The organism is Tsukamurella sp. NPDC003166 (assembly GCF_040611135.1).
Classification (GTDB): Bacteria; Actinomycetota; Actinomycetes; order Mycobacteriales; family Mycobacteriaceae; genus Tsukamurella.
Window position 1 is genome coordinate 289,329 of the sequence record NZ_JBEXNL010000005.1, and the last position, 15,406, is coordinate 304,734.

The window sequence follows — 15,406 nt, forward strand, 5'->3', positions numbered from 1 at the left end:
GGGGGTGACCTAGTATGCGATCGACGGACCGAGACCCGGAGGGATCCGAGCAGCGTATGACCACGACAGGAGCCCCCGCGGGTAGCGGCCGCCGCACGCGCCGGCACACGTGGGTGCTCGCGATCCTCGACTTCCTCATCGTGGTGGCGTTCGTCGAGGGGGACGACGCACTCAGCGCGGTACCGTCCGCGTGCCCGGTACGGACCGTCCTGGCGGGCGCGATCACCGTGGCCGTGCTGTACCTGTTCGGCCTCTACCGGTCCCGGATCACGCTCAGCGCGCTCGACGGTGCGCCGCAGCTCGTCGTCGCGGGCCTGCTGCTGTGGCCCTTCGCCGTCATCGCGCTGCGCGGCGACGACCACTCGCGTTTCCTGCACGCGGAGCTGTGCTGGCTCGCCCTGTTCGGCCTGCGCGTCGTCTACTACTGGACGGTGCGCCGGTACCGCGAACGCCGACCCGAACGCGGATCGCGCACCCTGGTCATCGGCGGCGGCAAGGTCGCGGGCGAGCTGGTGAACTCGATGTTCGAATACCCGGTGTACGGGCTGCGACCCGCGCTCGTGATGGACGACGATCCGCTGGACGCCACGGTGTTCCCCGTCGAGGTGATCCCGCGACGCTCCGACCTCGCGGCGCTGATCCGCGAGCGCGAGATCGACACCGTCATCGTGGCCTTCTCGCGCGACCGCGATTCGACACTGGTCGAGCCGCTGCGCGACTGCGACCACCTCGACTGCGAGATCTACGTGGTGCCGCGACTCTACGAGTTCGTGCACCAGGACCGCGACATGGATCGCATCCACACCACACCACTCGTGCTCGTGCGTCGGCTCGCCCTGCGCACCAGCCACTGGCGGATCAAGCGCGTCACCTCCCTGGCCACGGCACTGGTGGGCGTCGTGCTGTTCTCGCCGCTGCTCGCGGCCGTTGCGGTCGCGATCAAGATCCAGGAGCCGAGCGCACCCGTCCTGTTCCGGCAGACCCGGGTCGGGCAGGACGGGCGGCTGTTCTCGCTGTACAAGTTCCGGACGATGCGCCCCGTGCCGGACGAGGAGTCGGACCGCGACTGGACCGACGAGTCGCTCCGCATCACCCGACTCGGCCGATTCCTGCGCCGGCACTCCATCGACGAGCTGCCGCAGCTGTGGAACGTGGTGCGCGGCGACATGTCGGTGGTGGGTCCGCGCCCGGAGCGACCGCACTTCGCCAACCGGTTCGGCCAGGAGATCCCCGCGTACCAGTCCCGGCACCGGGTCAAGGTGGGCCTCACCGGATGGGCCGCGATCCACGGGCTGCGCGGCGACACGGACATCAAGGACCGCGCGTCCTACGACAACTACTACATCGAGAACTGGAGTCTCTGGCTCGACGCCAAGATCGTGCTCATGTCCGTGGGCGCCGTGCTGTTCGGCCGGGGCGGCTAGTCGTTCCCCGCCGGCGGTGCGCCCACCTCGGCCAGCACCACCGCGGCGGCGTGGCAGTCGGTGTGCGTCAGGGACACCTCGACCCGGTGCCAGCCCGCTCGCCGTGCGCGCTCCGCGAGGCCCCCGTGCAGCCGCAGCTCCGGTCCGTGCGAGCCGGCGATCACCTCGATCTCGCGGGGCGGCGCGGCATCGTCGGGGCCGAGCCGCAGCGCCTTGATCACGGCCTCCTTGGCCGCCCAGCGCGCCGCGAGTCGCCGGGGATCACCGGCGCAGTCGGCGACCTCCGCCGGGGTGAACACGCGGTCCGTGAAGCGGGTGCCGAAACTCGCCAGAGAATTCTCGATATCGGCGACCGCCACCAGATCCAGGCCGACGCGGTTCATCGGGCCGCCCCGTCGACGATCTCGCGCATCCGGAGCCGGAACATCGGCGTCGAGTAGAGCTCCGCGTGGGCGCGCAGCAGCGCCGGATCGAAGTCGGCGCGCCGGAAGTCCCGGATCGCCCCTGCGAGGGCGGCGACGAAGTCCTCGTCGGCCCCGTCGGGTACGAGGATCCCGGAGGTCCCGGGCACGACGGTGTCGAGCGCCCCGCCCGCAGCGCGGGCGATGACGGGCGTCCCCGAGGCCATGGCCTCCACCGGCACGATCCCGAAGTCCTCCTCGGCCGGCATGATCGTCGCGATCGCGTCGCGCTGCAGGTGCACCATCTCCGTGTCGGAGACCCTGCCGAGGAAGGTGGTCTCGGGTCCCGCGAGCCCGCGCAGGACCGCGTCGTGCCGTCCCGCGCCGGCGACGACCAGCCGGACGCCCGCACGCTGTGCGGCCCGGATCGCGAGATCGACGCGGCGCGCGGGCACGAGCCTGCCCGCGACCAGGAAGTAGCCCCCGGGCGCCGCACCGTCGGGCGTGAATCGATCGACGTCGACCGGCGGCGCGACCACGCGCGCGGGCACGCCCCACCAGCGCTCGATCCGGCGGGCGACCGCCGTCGAGTTCGCGACCACCACGGACAGATGCGGAACCGCCGCGGTCTCGACGGCGCGGGTCCGGGCGGCGAGCGCGGCCAGGGCCAGGCGGCCGACGGGGCCGTGCGCCTCCGCGGAGCGCTGCTCGGGCATCCAGGCCCACCGGGCGGGCGAGTGGACGTAGGCGATCACCGGCACGCCCGGCCAGGCGGGCGCCGCGGAGACACCGACGGCGTGGTGGCTGATGACGACCGCGTCGACGTCGCCATCGGCGGGGTGCCGACCCCATGCCGCCGGGGCCAGCGGGATGAGCGGGGCGTGCGCGCGGCGCCCCAGAGCGCGGTGCACGCGGTCCAGACCGGTGACGGCCATCCTCTCGCGCAGCCCCGGCGGGACGGTGCGCGGGTCGGCGAAGGCGACGTGGACGCGGGCGTCGGGCCATTCCGCGGCGAGCGCACGCACGACCTGCTCCGAGCCGCCCTGTTCCGTCCAGCGTTCGTGGACGACGGCGATGCGGGTCATCGGTGCTCAACCGCCGAGCCGGCGGACCGTCGCGACGATCGAATCCAATGTGCCGAACGTGTTTTTGCTCATATCCGAATCTGGGAACTCGATCGCGAATCGATCTTCGATCGCCAGCATCACATTCACCGCAGCGTGGGAGGTGAGCCCCAGCGAATACAGATCGTCACCACCCGCAACTTCCGAGATCGCCCTGGTCAGCCTGCCGTGACGGGCCACGATCTCCCGGATCGGTTCTTCCACACGGCCTCCTCACCTGCGGCGCACCCGCAGTCCCCCGGGGCGCCGACACGCTTTGCGTTCACGACATGTGCGCCGCCGCCGTACACCCTAGCCTGGTAACGTGTTGCAGTGACAACAGTTCCACCGCCGAGATGAGGCCGAATGACCCGGGCCGCGACAGCACGTGTAGTCGACTTTACTGACCTGTACAGCCGTCAGCAGGGATTCCGCACGTCCCTCTTCGACGCGGGCCTGCTGATCCCCACGGGTGTCGACGGCGTGTACGGCCACGGCGCCGCGTTCACCGAGCTGACCTCCGCGATCGACGCGCTCATCGCCGCCGCCGTCCGCGAGGTGCACGGCGGCGCCGCGACCGTCCTGTCGTTCCCTCCCGTCATGCCGCGTGAGGTCCTCGACCGGACCGACTACATCGCGTCCTTCCCGCAGCTCGCCGGCGCGGTGTCCACCTACACCGGGGGCGACGCCGAACACCGCCTGCTGCTCGCCGGGCGCGCCGCCGGCCATGACTGGGGCGGGCACTTCCGCGCCAGCGATGTGGCGCTGGTGCCGTCGGCCTGTCACTGCGTCTACCCCACCCTCACCGGCGAGCTGCCGCGGGACGGCGCCTGGATCGACGTCTCCGGCCACTGCTACCGCAGAGAGCCCTCGATCGACCCGGCGCGCATGCAGTCCTTCCGGATGCGGGAGATCGTGCGGGTCGGCTCCGACCGCGCCGCCGTCGCCCACCGCGACACGTGGGCCGCCCGCGCCGCCGACCTGCTCGCCGAGCTCGACCTGCGCGTCCAGCGCGCGCCCGCGACCGATCCGTTCTTCGGGCGCGGAGGCCGCATGCTCGCGGCCGGCCAGTCCGCGGACAACCTCAAGACCGAACTGCTCGTCCCCCTCTACGGCGACGACCTGCCGGGGGTCGCCGTCGCGTCGAGCAATTACCACCGCGATCATTTCGGGGTGAACTTCTACATCACCACCGCGGACGGCGCGCCCGCCCACAGCGCCTGCGTGGGCTTCGGGATCGAACGGATCGCCCTCGCACTGCTCGCCGCGCACGGACTGGACCGCCGGTCCTGGCCGAACGCCGTGAACGCGCAACTGTGACCGGGCTGTCCGTCCACCTCACCGGGGCGCAGTGGCCGTCCGCGGGCCGCGGCGGACTCCCCCGCTACTTCGCGGGCCTGTTCGGCGCTCTACGACGCCGCGCGGACCTCGAGGTGTCGGCGGCCGCGTTCGGCGCACCCGAGGCCGGCGGCGGTTCGTGGGGACCCGACGCCGGGTCGACGCTCGCGCGGGTACGGGCGTCGCGGCGTCCGGCACCGTCGGGCACCCGCGTTCTGGACCGGCACTTCGCGCTGTTCGGCCCCGCGCCCCGTGGCGCGGCGCTGGTCACGCACTTCCACGGCCCGTGGGCGCGGGAGAGCGCCGCCGCGGGCGAGGGTCGCGCCGCGGTCGCGGCCAAGGCCCTGGTCGAACGCGCCCGGTACCGCGGCAGCGATCGCTTCGTGGTGCTCTCGCAGGCGTTCGCCGACGTCCTGGTCGAGCGCTACGGCGCCGACCGCGGGATCGTCGCGGTCATCCCGCCCGGGGTCGACCTCGAGCGGTTCGCCGCGGCCCCCGTGCCCGACGGTCCGCCCCGCGTGCTCTGCGTGCGCCGGCTCGAGCGCCGCATGGGCATCGACGTGCTGCTCGACGCGTGGCGCGGCGTCCTCGCCCGCCACCCCGGGGCCCGCCTCGACGTCGTCGGCGACGGTCCGCTGCGCCGGGACCTCACCGAACGCGCAGCGGAGCTCGGCGTTGCGGATACGGTGACCCTCGTGGGTCCGATCGACGACGCCGAGCTCGCGCGCAAGTACGCCGCGGCGACGATCACCGTCGTGCCCTCGCGGTCGTGGGAGGGCTTCGGCCTGGTCGCGCTCGAGTCGCTCGCCACCGGCCGCGCGCCCGTGGTCACCGATGTCGGCGGGCTGCCGGACGCCGTCCGGGGCCTCGCGCCCGATCTCGTGGTCCCCGCCGCCGATGCCGACGCGCTCGCGCACCGTCTGGCCACGGCACTCGACGGGGACCGCCCGACCGTGGCCGCGTGCCGCGCGTACGCGGAACGGTTCGACTGGGACACGGCCGCGGAGAGCCACGCCGGCCTGTACCGGGCGGTGGCCGCATGAGCGCGCAGCGACCGGTCTTCCTGGGCCACACCGCGGCACCGTCGGGTGCTGAGCTGGCGTTCGCCCGGCTCGCCGGCGAGCTGCGGCGCCGTGGCGTTCCCGCCTCCGTGGTGCTGCTCACCGCGGGCCCGCTCACGGACGTCCTCGAGGCCGACGGCGTGCCCGTGACAGTGGTCCGGGGCCGGTCGGCGAAGGTCCGCCGGGGCTCGGGGCCGCTGACGGTGGCCCGCGGCGCCGTCGGGATGCTGCGCGACGGCCGACGGATCGCGCCGCTGCTGCGCGCCTACGACGCCGACGTGCTGGTCGCGCAGTCGACCAGGTCGCTGCTGGTCGGGGCCGTCGCCGCGCGACGCGCCGGTATCCCCCTCGTCTGGCAGGTGCACGATCGGGTGAGCGCCGAGTACTTCGGCGGCAAGCGGTTCCCCCTCCGGGTGCTGGGCCGGGTCGCGGCCGCGGGGTACCTCGCGAACTCCCGCGGCACGCTCGCCACGATCTCCACCGGCGGCAGCCCGACCGCGGTGTGCCCTCCGGGCGTCGACATGACGACGGTCCCCGCGCCCGCCCCGCAGCGGCCGCCGAAGGACGTCCGGATCGCGATGATCGCGCGGATCACGCCCTGGAAGGGGCAGGACCTGGTGCTGCGCGCCCTGGCCCAGATGGAGTCCGCCCCGCGGGTGCGATTCGTCGGCGGCGCGCATTTCGACGGGGACGACGCCTACCTCGCCGAGCTCGAGGAACTCGTCGCGCGCCTCGGACTCACCGACCGGGTCGAGTTCACCGGCCATGTGCCGGACCCGCTCGCCGAGGCCGCCGCGGCCGATGTCGTGGTCCACTACTCCCGGCTCACCGAGCCCTTCGGGCAGGTCGTCGCCGAGGCGATGGCCGCGGGGCGCGTCGTCGTCGCTGCGGGCGCGGGCGGACCGACCGAGCTGATCGACGACGGACGCACCGGTGTGCTGGTGCCGCCACGCAGGCCCGACCTGCTGGCCGTCGCGCTGGACGCGCTCATCGAGGATTGGGAGCTGCGCGAGCAGCTCGCCGCCGCCGCGGCGGATCGCGGCCGCGACCTGGACCTGAAGACCTCCGCGGCGATCGCGGACTCCCTGCTGGCGCGGGTGGCGCGGGACGGGCGATGACCCGGGTCCGGCTCCGCGTATCCGCGGGCGTGGTGCGCGATGTCGCGCTGGTCTCGGCGGGCCGGTACGGCCAGTACGTCATCACGCTGGTGACGATCCCGCTCTGCGCGCGGGTGCTGGGCCCGGCGGGCATGGGCCTGCTCGCCGTCGCCATGTCGACCTACTTCCTGGGCGCGCTGTGCACGGACCTGGGCATCACGGCGTTCACCGCCGCGCGCGTCGGGCGCCCCGGCCTCGATCGACTGCGCGGCGACTACGCGGGGCTGCGGGGCGCCGCGCTCGGCGCGTTCACGGCGCTGTTCGCGCTGACCGTCGTGCTGCCGGTGCCGCGGGGTGTGGAGATGGCCGCACTGGGGCTCGTCGTCGGCTCGGTGAGCGCGTCCGGCGAGGACTGGGTGCTCATCGGCGCGCAGCGCTTCGGTGCCGTCGTGCTGCAGCAGACCGCGGGGCGCGTGGTCTATCTGCTGCTGCTGGTGACGCTCCTGCCCCGGGTGCGGACGCCGGAGGCCGCGATGGCCTGCCTCCTGGCCGGCGGCGCGATCGCGGTGACGTGGTCCTGGGCGCGCACCGTCCGCGACTACGGGCGGCCCGCCCGGCCCCGGCCGCCGGTGGCTCTGCTGCGCACCGGTGCGCCCGTCCTGGCGGCCCGGCTGCTGTCCTCGACGTACGGGCCGAGCGCCGCGACCGTCTTCTCCCCCGCGCTGAGCCCGCACTCGCTCGGCCTGTTCAGTGCGAGCGACCGGCCGGTGCAGGCCGCGGGGTCACTGCTGGACGCAGTGGGCATGAGCCTGCTCCCCCGCCTCGCGCGGCGCGCCGACGGCGAGTTCTGGTCGGTCGCCCGGCGCACGGTCGTCGTGGTCGCGGCCGGTGGCGTCGGCCTCGCCGGCGCCGCCACGGTGCTCGCGCCGTGGGCGGTGCCCCTCGTCTTCGGTGCGGAGTTCGACGGTGCCGTCCCCCTCCTGCAGGTCCAGGCGTGGGCGCTACCGGGCCTGGCCGTCGCGTCCTTCGTGGCCACGGCCGTGCTGCCGGTACGCGACGACGCGCGGGGCGTGCTGCTGGTCGGTGCGGTCGGCGCCGTCGTCATCGCGGTCGCCCTGCTCGTGACGATGCACACGCACGACCCGGTCACCGTGGTGCTCGGCGTCGTCGCCGCGCAGACCTCCGCGGCGGGGTTCTCGGTGCTACGGGTCCGGCGGCTCGAGGCGGCGCGCGCATGAGGATCCTGTTCGCCGGCGACGACTGGTACGGCAGCAACGCCCGCTCCCTCGCAGACGGGTTCCGCCGGGCGGGACACGAGGTCGAGGTCGTCGACACCACACCCGTGACCCTGCCGCGGCGCCTGTCCCCCGCCTGGTGGTACGCCAAGCGGACCGGGCGGCGCGCGCCCGGCACCGTCGACGCCGTGCACCGCGCGCTCGAGTCCCGGCCCGCTCCCGACCTGCTGTTCTGCTACACAGCGGTGCACCTGGACCAGGAGCGGCTGCTCGCGCTGCCCGCGGCGCGGCACGTGCACTACAGCGCCGACGACGTGTCCAATCCCGGCAACACCACGCCCGCCTACCTCGCGGCCGAGCCCGAATGGGACGCGATCGTGACCACCAAGGCGCACAACGCGCCCGAGCTCGTCGCGCGGGGCGCGCGGCGGGTCGTCCACGTGCTCAGCGCCTACGACCCGGCCTGGCACCGCCCGGTCCCGCCGCGGACGGCCCGACGGTACGCCGCGGGCTTCGTCGGCAACGCCCGCCCGGACCGCGCGGAACTGCTGACCGGCTTCGCCCGCACGCACGGCGAGGACTTCTACCTCGCGGGGAACGGCTGGCGTCGCCGCCCCGGCCTGCGGTCGACGCGGGCGACGGTGCGCGGTCCGCAGTACGGCACCGAGCTGTCCGCGGCGATCGCGGCGATCGGCGCCAACCTGGTGCTGCTCAACTCCGACAACCGGGACACGCACACCTGTCGCACCTTCGAGGTGCCGGCGGCGGGCGGCCTGTTCGTGGGACCGCGGACCGTCGAACACGCGCAGCTGCTGGCCGACGGCCGGGAGGCGCTGCTCTACGACGACCCCACGGAGATCGACGGGATCATCGCGCGGGTCGCGGCCGACCCCGCGACGGCCGCGCGGATCGCCGCCGCCGGGCACGCCGCGATCACCCGCGGCGGGCACACCTACGAGGACCGGGCGAGGGAGATCATCGATGCCCTCGACTGAGATCCGCACCTACTTCGGCCCCGAGGCGGCGCCGCTCTACGGTGCGCTGCACCTGCCCGCGTCCCGGTCGGTCCGCGGGGCGGTGCTGATCGTGCCGCCGCTGGCGAAGGAACAGCACGATGCGCTCCGCGGCCTGCGCCGACTGGCGGACCTGCTCGCCGCGGACGGGTTCGCGGTGTTGCGCTTCGACTACGCCGGGACCGGCGATTCCGCCGGCGCCGCAGGCCGGGCCGACGCCGTGACGATGTGGATCGACTCCGTGCGCGCCGCCGCGGCGTACCTGCGCTCCCTCGGCGCCGGCGCCCCGGCGGTCGTCGCGGTCCGTGCCGGGGCCGCGCTCGCGGGTGCCGCCGGACTCGACCCGCCCGCCGCGGTGCTCTGGGATCCGGTCGGGGGCCGGGCCTTCGCCCGGTCCCGGGTGGCGCTGGCGCACATGGCCGTCGGCGCCGGACCGGGGACCTGGATCGGTCTGGACGTGCACGCCGACGCGGTCGCCGACCTCGCACGACTACCGGCGGACGCGCTCGCCGCGCCGCGCACGCTCGTCGCCGCCCGGCCGGGCGCGGAGCCGGTGGGCGCCGCGGACGCCGACCGCCTCACCGTCGACGGCATGGCCGAGTTCCTCGAGGCCCCGACGCACCTGGTCCGGATCCCCGACCCGGCGCTCGACGACATCACCGCCTGGCTGTCCGCGGCGCTTCCGGACCGCGCACCGGTCACCGTCGACCCGGTGATCCGCACCCGGGCACGCTTCGACGGCGTGGAGGAGCGCCTCGAGGACCTCGGGGGCGCGGCAGCCGTACGCACCCTGCCCGCCGAGGGCGCCCCGGCGCGGTCCGTGGTGCTGTGCGCCACCGCGAACGACACGCGGCACGGCCCGAACCGGGCGTGGGTCGCGCTGGCCCGGGAGATCGGGGCGCTCGGCGGCGAGGCCGTGCGGTTCGACCGGCGCGGCGCCGGCGAGTCGGGTTCCGTCTCCGCCACCGAGGTCGTGCCACTGTTCCCGGCGACGGGGATCGACGACGCGATCGCCGCCGCCCGCAGCTGCACGGGCCCACAACTCACGGCCGGGCTGTGCTCGGGCTCGTGGTTCGCGGCGCACGCGGCGCGCGCCGTCGGCGCCGACGCGGCGGTGCTGGTCAACTCCGTGCTGTACTCGTGGCGGATCAAGGCCGCGATCGCCGAGGACCCCGCGGGCGACCTCGGGACCCCGAGGTCGGACCGCGCCTTCGCGGTCAGCGGCCGCGGGCGGCTCAAGCACCTGCTCCGCCGCCGCCTGCCGTACGCGGGCTGGCGCTATCTGGGCCGACGGGGCGTCACCCAGGTCCCGGAGGTGCTGCTGCGGCCCGTGGTCGACGGGGGCACGCACGCAGTGCTGGTGCTGTCGCCACCCGACGCCGGCTGGTTCGACGATCAGCGCGGCCCGGAGGGCATGGATTCGCTCGCGCGGCGCGCCGCCCGGGGGGCCGCCGCGCCCGCCCGCACCGTACGGATCCCCACCGGCGACCACCCCGGCCACCACCCCGAGGTGCGACGAGTCGTTGCAACCGCGATACTGGACTGGTGCAGGCAGCGGTGAGCGGACAGCGGCGCATCCGCCGCTTCCTCACGGCGGTGGTCGCGCTCGTGCTGCTGGTCACCGTCGGGCTCACGGTCGACCGCGCGTACGTGCAGCCCCAGGTGGACCGGTCGCTCCAGCGCGCGGACGCGATCGTCGTGCTCGGCGGCAACCCCTACGACCGGTTCGAGTACGGTCTCCGGCTCGCCGAGCAGGGCCTCGCGTCCCAGGTCGTGCTGTCCAACTCGGTCGGCGAGAACGACACCCGCATGCAGGACCTGTGCGCGAGCCGGATCACCGGTGTCGACATCACGTGTTTCCTACCCAAGCCGTGGACCACCCGCGGGGAGGCGCGGGAGATCAGGCGGATCGCCGAGCTCCGGGGCTGGACCGACATCATCGTGGTCACCACCACGGCGCACGTCGAGCGCGCGCGGTTCATCCTGGAGCGCTGCTACGGCGCCACGCTGCAGATGACCGATTTCCCCGAACGACGCGGCACCGCCGAGACGGTGTTCGGCTGGGGGTACCAGAGCGCGGGCTGGCTCAAGGCGCTGTACCAGACGGGCTGTTAGCCCGGGTCGCGCAGTAGGCCAGGGCGCCGGCCGCGACCACGACGATGCCGCCGGCGACCGACCCCACGGGCAGCGACAGCGCCACGAGCAGGCATCCGACCAGCCCCAGGCCGGGCACGATCCGGGCCCGGACCGAGCGATCGAGCGTCCACGCCGAGGCGTTCGCGACGGCGTAGTACAGGAGCACGGCGAACGACGAGAATCCGATCGCCGCGCGCAGATCGACGGTGGCGGCCGCGACCGCGACGACGGCTCCGACGGCGAGCTCGGCGCGCACCGGCACCCGACGCTGCTCGTCGACCGCGGCGAGCGCCCGGGGCAGGTGCCCGTCACGGGCCATCGCGAGAGTCGTGCGGGAGACGCCGAGCAGGAGCGCGAGCAGTGACCCGAGGGCTGCGACGGCGGCGGTGATCGTGACGACGGCGACGGGGAACCCCGCGGCGCGGGCGGCGTCGGCGATCGGCGCGGGCGACCGCGCGAGCCCGTCCACTCCGAGCACCGCGACCAGCGCGAGCCCGACGAGGGCGTACACCGCCAGCGCGATACCGAGCGCGCCGAAGATCGCCCGCGGCAGCGTGCGCGCGGGGTCGCGGACCTCCTCGCCGAGCGTGGCTATCCGGGCGTACCCCGCGAACGCGAAGAACAGCAGGCCGGCCGCCTGGAGCACCCCGAACGGACCGGCGGCGGCGCCGTCGACGACGCGGGACGGGTCCGCACCGCCGGAGGCGAGGACGAAGGCCACGACGGCGACGAGAACCGCGAGCACGCCGGCGACGACGAGGCGGGCGATGCGCGCCGAGCGCTCGACCCCGGCGACGCCCAGCGCGGTCAGGGCGACCACCGCGCCGACCGCGACGGCGTGCGCGTGCTCCGGCCAGGCGTAGTGGCCCACGGTCAGGGCCATCGCGGCACAGGACGCGGACTTCCCGACCACGAAGCTCCAGCCCGCGAGATGCCCCCAGAACGGGCCGAGACACATCCGGCCGTAGACATAGGTCCCGCCCGACTGCGGATACAGCGCGGCGAGCCGCGCCGAGCTACTCGCATTGCAGTAGGCGAGGGCGGCGGCGACCACGAGCCCCACGAGCACCGCGGACCCGGCCGCCGCGGCCGCGGGCCCGAAGGCCACGAAGACGCCGGCGCCGACCATCGCCGACAGGCCCACGGCGACGGCGTCGCCGACGCCCAGCGTGCGACGCAGCGCTGGACCGGTCACCGGTTCTCGGTGCGTGCCGCGAGCCGGTCGAGCGACGCCGCCAGACGGTCCGCGGTGGTCGCCCGAGCGCGCGGCAGGCGGTGCTCGTCGTGCAGCTGCGTCCAGTCGTAGGTGTGCGTGACGCGGGTGCCGCCGTCCGCCAACGGCGCGAGCTCCCAGCGCCAGAGGTGCCCCGGCGCCGGCTCGCCGACGGGTGCCGGCCGCCACGCGATCAGGCGGCCCTCCTCGAACTCGACGACGTGGTTCTCCCGCACCTGACCGATCGTGAGGAGTGTGCTGAAGACGTCCCCGGTCGCGCGGACCCGCTGCCCTGGAGCGGACTCCGCGAGGTTGTCGTTGCCGTCCCACTCGGGCTGGCGCGCCGGATCGGCGATCAGTTCGAACAGGAGGTCCGCGGGCGCCGCGATGTCGCGGGAGGCGGAGACGATGCGGGTTTCTTCCGATGCGCTCATGTCTGCCATCGAACCAGGTCCACCGGCGTCGTGCCCAGTGTTGGGATCACGGTGCGGCGCTCTCGCACCGCGCCCGGGCCGCTGTGGCGGACGCCGCACGGGCGCGCGGCCGACGGCCGCCGGTGACGGTTTATTCTCGGTTGTATGAAAGCTGTCGTGGTCAACGAAGGCAACCTCACCGTCGAGGACGTCCCCTCGCCCAGCCCCGCCCGCGGCCAGGTGCTGCTCGATGTCACGCGGACCGGGATCTGCGGATCCGACCTGCACGCACGCCACCATGCCGACCTCGTCGCCGACCTCGCCGCCAAGGCCGGGTACGACGACTGCATGCGCACCGACCAGCACATCGTCATGGGACACGAGTTCGTCGGCACCGTCGCCGAGTACGGCCCCGGCTGTCGCAAGCGCTGGCCCGTGGGCACGCGGGTGGTGTCCCTCCCGACGGTGATGGTGGGCAGCGAACCGCAGCTCGTCGGGCTGTCGGAGCGCGCCCCCGGCTCGTACGCGGAGCAGGTTCTGGTCCAGGAGTCGATGACGATGCCCGTGCCCGACAAGCTGTCCGACGAGGAGGCCGCGCTCACCGAGCCGATGGCCGTGGCGTGGCACGCGGTGCGCCGCGCCGAGGTCGGCCGCGGCCGGACCGCAATCGTCATCGGCTGCGGCCCCATCGGGCTGGCCGTGATCTCCATGCTCCGCGCGTCGGGCGTGAAGAAGATCATCGCCAGCGACTTCTCCCCCGGCCGCCGCGCCCTCGCGAAGCAGATGGGCGCGCACGTGGTGGTCGATCCGCGCGAGCAGCAGCCGTGGGCGGCCTACAAGCAGCCCCGCACCGAGATCCGCAGGGCCAGCGACCTGTTCAAGCTGGGCGTGAGCACCATGGACAAGCTGACACTCGTCCCCGGCCCGGTGCCGTGGTGGCACGTCTTCCGGCTCGCGGACCGGATCGGCGAGACCCCGTCGGGTCCCGTCGTCTTCGAGTGCGTCGGCGTGCCCGGCATGATCAACTCGATCATCGAGGCCGCGCCGCTGCGCACCCGCGTGGTCGTGGTGGGCGTGTGCATGGAGCCCGACCAGATCATGCCCGCCCTGGCCGGGAACAAGGAGATCGAGCTGCGGTTCGCCTTCGGCTACGACCCCGGCGAGTTCCACGACACGCTGCACATGATGGCCGACGGCAAGGTGAACGTGAAGCCGCTGGTCACGGGTACCGTCGGCCTCGAAGGGGTGGAGGCCGCGTTCAGTGCGCTGGGCGATCCCGAGGTGCACGCGAAGATCCTCATCGACCCGTCGAGCACGGTCGCGGCGCCCTGACCGGCGCTCCGCTGCGGGTCGCCGCGTTCAACGTCAACGGGATCCGCGCGTCCCGTCGCCGGGGCTTCGACGCCTGGCTCGCGGGCCGCGGGCTCGACATCGTCGCGCTGCAGGAGCTGCGCTGCCCGCCGGACGAGGTGGGTGATTTCCCCGGCTATCACGCGGCGATCGACTGCGGCTCGGTCCCCGGGCGCAACGGCGTCGCGATCCTGACGCGGGCGGCACCGTCGGCCGTGCGGACCTGGGCCTCGCACCCGCCCCGCGCCCGGGGCCTGCGTGAGTTCGCCCACGAGGGCCGGTACGTCGAGGTGGACCTGCCGGGCCTGACGGTGGCCTGCCTGTACCTGCCCAAGGGCGGCGTGCCCGCGCACCTGCAACGGCCGGGAAACATGCGGGACAAGCCCGACGGGGGCGCGAAGTTCGACCGCAAGATGCGGTTCCTCGACGCGTTCGCGCGGGAGCTGGGCCGGAACCGGCGCGCCGCGCTCGCCGCGGGACGCGAGTTCCTCCTGCTCGGCGACCTCAACCTGGCGCACCTGCCCCACGACGTGACCAACTGGCGCCCCGCTCAGAAGATGGAGGGCTTCCTCCCCGAGGAACGCGCGTGGCTCGACGCGCAGATCGGCCCGAGGACGCTGGTCGACGTGGTGCGTGCCCTGCACGGCGACCGGCCGGGGCCGCTGTCGTGGTGGAGCTGGGCCGGCGAGTCCTTCACCAAGGACGTGGGCTGGCGGATCGACCATCACCTCGCGACGCCCCGGCTCGCGCGAGCGGCGCTGTCGGTCGTCGTCGACAAGGAGCCCTCGCCGGATCAGCGGCTGTCCGATCACGCCCCGGTCGTCGTCGAGTACGCGGTGACCTCCGGCGGAGATGGCGCTCCGCACGTCGACTGATAACATTATATATGTGAATGGTCTCCGGTTGCCGCGCGTTCCGGGGTACACGACGCAGATCCTCTCGACCACACTGATGGCCACCGTGGGGACCACGCCGTCGTACCTGCTCAGTGTGCAGGCCGTCACCGTCCGCGCCGACCTCGGCTTCGGCGCGGCCCAGTTCGGCGTTCTGATCAGCGCGTTCTTCACCTTCGCGGCGCTCGTCGCCACGTGCAGCGGGCCGCTCTTCGACCGGATCGCTCCCCGGACCGGGGTGGTCGTCGCGGGCGCCCTGTCGGTGACCGGCTCACTGTTCGTCGCGGGGGTGGCCGATAGCTACGCGCTCCTGCTCATCGGCGCGGCGATCGTCGGCAGCGGGCACGCGTCCACCCAGATGGCCGCCAACGCCTCGGTGAACGGCGCGATTCCCGCGAACCGGCAGGGACTCGCGTTCTCGGTCAAGCAGTCCTCGGGTCCCGCCGCGCTGCTGGTCGCGAGCCTCCTCGCCCAGCTGATCGGGCTGACCGTCGGGTGGCGCTGGACCTTCGTCGTGACCGCCGCCGCGGCGGCCGTCGTGGCCGGCGTGACCGCCCGCACCGCCCCTCGTCAGACGCCGCCCGCGCCCGAGACCTCCGGCGGCGGGGGGGGCCGGCCGCCCCGCCCGCCCGCCCCGCACGGGGGGGCGGGCGGGGGCGCGGCGGGCCCGGGGCGGGTGGGTGGGGACAATAAGCCGAGCAATCTACCCCCACCTCGCCAGCTCACCTC

Annotated in this window: 16 protein-coding genes; 11 read left to right on the top strand and 5 right to left on the bottom strand. The window is 74.2% G+C overall.

Annotated elements, in window-relative coordinates:
- Window positions 1–56: 56 nt before the first annotated feature.
- Window positions 57–1,424 (top strand): sugar transferase, encoded by a 1,368-nt coding sequence (locus ABZX10_RS08930; protein ID WP_355537458.1) that lies wholly within the window; start codon window positions 57–59, stop codon window positions 1,422–1,424.
- Here the strand turns inward: ABZX10_RS08930 and ABZX10_RS08935 are convergent.
- Genes ABZX10_RS08935 through ABZX10_RS08945 form a run of 3 tightly spaced genes read right to left on the bottom strand, consistent with a single transcriptional unit; the run spans window position 1,421 to window position 3,153 of the window.
- Window positions 1,421–1,807 (bottom strand): holo-ACP synthase, encoded by a 387-nt coding sequence (locus ABZX10_RS08935; RefSeq protein WP_355537461.1) that lies wholly within the window; start codon window positions 1,805–1,807, stop codon window positions 1,421–1,423. The genes ABZX10_RS08930 and ABZX10_RS08935 overlap by 4 nt on opposite strands.
- Window positions 1,804–2,910 carry a glycosyltransferase gene (locus ABZX10_RS08940; protein ID WP_355537464.1) on the bottom strand — a complete coding sequence of 369 codons (1,107 nt, stop codon included), beginning with the start codon at window positions 2,908–2,910 and terminating at the stop codon, window positions 1,804–1,806. The genes ABZX10_RS08935 and ABZX10_RS08940 overlap by 4 nt, the downstream gene beginning before the upstream one ends.
- Window positions 2,911–2,916: 6 nt before the next feature.
- A complete protein-coding gene (locus ABZX10_RS08945; protein ID WP_355537467.1) occupies window positions 2,917–3,153 on the bottom strand; it encodes an acyl carrier protein in 237 nt (78 codons plus the stop codon).
- A 141-nt stretch (window positions 3,154–3,294) separates the two neighbouring features.
- Here ABZX10_RS08945 and ABZX10_RS08950 point away from each other — a divergent pair, with 141 nt between their 5' ends.
- The 7 genes from ABZX10_RS08950 to ABZX10_RS08980 are packed head-to-tail and all read left to right on the top strand — an operon-like array spanning window position 3,295 to window position 10,787.
- The gene (locus ABZX10_RS08950; protein ID WP_355537470.1) at window positions 3,295–4,248 is read left to right on the top strand and encodes an amino acid--[acyl-carrier-protein] ligase; all 954 of its coding nucleotides are present in this window, start codon (window positions 3,295–3,297) and stop codon (window positions 4,246–4,248) included.
- Entirely contained in the window at window positions 4,245–5,309 is a 1,065-nt protein-coding gene (locus ABZX10_RS08955) for a glycosyltransferase family 4 protein (RefSeq protein WP_355537473.1), read from the top strand. Before ABZX10_RS08950 ends, ABZX10_RS08955 begins: the two co-directional genes overlap by 4 nt.
- The gene (locus ABZX10_RS08960) at window positions 5,306–6,445 is read left to right on the top strand and encodes a glycosyltransferase family 4 protein (protein WP_355537476.1); all 1,140 of its coding nucleotides are present in this window, start codon (window positions 5,306–5,308) and stop codon (window positions 6,443–6,445) included. The genes ABZX10_RS08955 and ABZX10_RS08960 overlap by 4 nt, the downstream gene beginning before the upstream one ends.
- The gene (locus ABZX10_RS08965) at window positions 6,442–7,662 is read left to right on the top strand and encodes a lipopolysaccharide biosynthesis protein (protein ID WP_355537479.1); all 1,221 of its coding nucleotides are present in this window, start codon (window positions 6,442–6,444) and stop codon (window positions 7,660–7,662) included. Before ABZX10_RS08960 ends, ABZX10_RS08965 begins: the two co-directional genes overlap by 4 nt.
- On the top strand, window positions 7,659–8,654 hold the full coding sequence (locus ABZX10_RS08970) for a glycosyltransferase (RefSeq protein ID WP_355537482.1): 996 nt from the start codon (window positions 7,659–7,661) through the stop codon (window positions 8,652–8,654). The genes ABZX10_RS08965 and ABZX10_RS08970 overlap by 4 nt, the downstream gene beginning before the upstream one ends.
- Complete coding sequence (locus tag ABZX10_RS08975) at window positions 8,641–10,233, top strand: hypothetical protein (protein ID WP_355537485.1); 1,593 nt, start codon at window positions 8,641–8,643, stop codon at window positions 10,231–10,233. The genes ABZX10_RS08970 and ABZX10_RS08975 overlap by 14 nt, the downstream gene beginning before the upstream one ends.
- Window positions 10,218–10,787: a YdcF family protein gene (locus tag ABZX10_RS08980; protein WP_355537488.1), complete on the top strand. Its 570-nt coding sequence runs from the start codon at window positions 10,218–10,220 to the stop codon at window positions 10,785–10,787. The genes ABZX10_RS08975 and ABZX10_RS08980 overlap by 16 nt, the downstream gene beginning before the upstream one ends.
- Here the strand turns inward: ABZX10_RS08980 and ABZX10_RS08985 are convergent.
- A complete protein-coding gene (locus ABZX10_RS08985; RefSeq protein ID WP_355537491.1) occupies window positions 10,759–12,003 on the bottom strand; it encodes an APC family permease in 1,245 nt (414 codons plus the stop codon). The two genes, ABZX10_RS08980 and ABZX10_RS08985, sit on opposite strands and share 29 nt — an antisense overlap.
- Entirely contained in the window at window positions 12,000–12,455 is a 456-nt protein-coding gene (locus ABZX10_RS08990) for an SRPBCC family protein (RefSeq protein WP_355537494.1), read from the bottom strand. Before ABZX10_RS08990 ends, ABZX10_RS08985 begins: the two co-directional genes overlap by 4 nt.
- 144 nt (window positions 12,456–12,599) lie before the next feature.
- Between ABZX10_RS08990 and ABZX10_RS08995 the strand changes: the two genes are divergently transcribed.
- From ABZX10_RS08995 to ABZX10_RS09005, 3 genes are all read left to right on the top strand, one after another.
- Window positions 12,600–13,766, top strand: coding sequence for a zinc-binding dehydrogenase (locus tag ABZX10_RS08995; RefSeq protein WP_355537497.1), 1,167 nt, complete (start codon window positions 12,600–12,602; stop codon window positions 13,764–13,766).
- An 11-nt stretch (window positions 13,767–13,777) separates the two neighbouring features.
- Window positions 13,778–14,659: an exodeoxyribonuclease III gene (locus ABZX10_RS09000; protein WP_355537529.1), complete on the top strand. Its 882-nt coding sequence runs from the start codon at window positions 13,778–13,780 to the stop codon at window positions 14,657–14,659.
- A 13-nt stretch (window positions 14,660–14,672) separates the two neighbouring features.
- Window positions 14,673–15,406, top strand: a 734-nt coding sequence (locus tag ABZX10_RS09005) for an MFS transporter (protein ID WP_355537500.1), incomplete at its 3' end; no start/stop codon positions are given.

Bases quoted from the DNA above. Each gene is read 5' to 3' on its own strand.
- ABZX10_RS08930 (WP_355537458.1), top strand. From the start codon at position 57: ATGACCACGACAGGAGCCCCCGCGGGTAGCGGCCGCCGCACGCGCCGG.
- ABZX10_RS08935 (WP_355537461.1), bottom strand. From the start codon at position 1,807: ATGAACCGCGTCGGCCTGGATCTGGTGGCGGTCGCCGATATCGAGAAT.
- ABZX10_RS08940 (WP_355537464.1), bottom strand. From the start codon at position 2,910: ATGACCCGCATCGCCGTCGTCCACGAACGCTGGACGGAACAGGGCGGC.
- ABZX10_RS08950 (WP_355537470.1), top strand. From the start codon at position 3,295: ATGACCCGGGCCGCGACAGCACGTGTAGTCGACTTTACTGACCTGTAC.
- ABZX10_RS08960 (WP_355537476.1), top strand. From the start codon at position 5,306: ATGAGCGCGCAGCGACCGGTCTTCCTGGGCCACACCGCGGCACCGTCG.
- ABZX10_RS08965 (WP_355537479.1), top strand. From the start codon at position 6,442: ATGACCCGGGTCCGGCTCCGCGTATCCGCGGGCGTGGTGCGCGATGTC.
- ABZX10_RS08970 (WP_355537482.1), top strand. From the start codon at position 7,659: ATGAGGATCCTGTTCGCCGGCGACGACTGGTACGGCAGCAACGCCCGC.
- ABZX10_RS08975 (WP_355537485.1), top strand. From the start codon at position 8,641: ATGCCCTCGACTGAGATCCGCACCTACTTCGGCCCCGAGGCGGCGCCG.
- ABZX10_RS08990 (WP_355537494.1), bottom strand. From the start codon at position 12,455: ATGAGCGCATCGGAAGAAACCCGCATCGTCTCCGCCTCCCGCGACATC.
- ABZX10_RS08995 (WP_355537497.1), top strand. From the start codon at position 12,600: ATGAAAGCTGTCGTGGTCAACGAAGGCAACCTCACCGTCGAGGACGTC.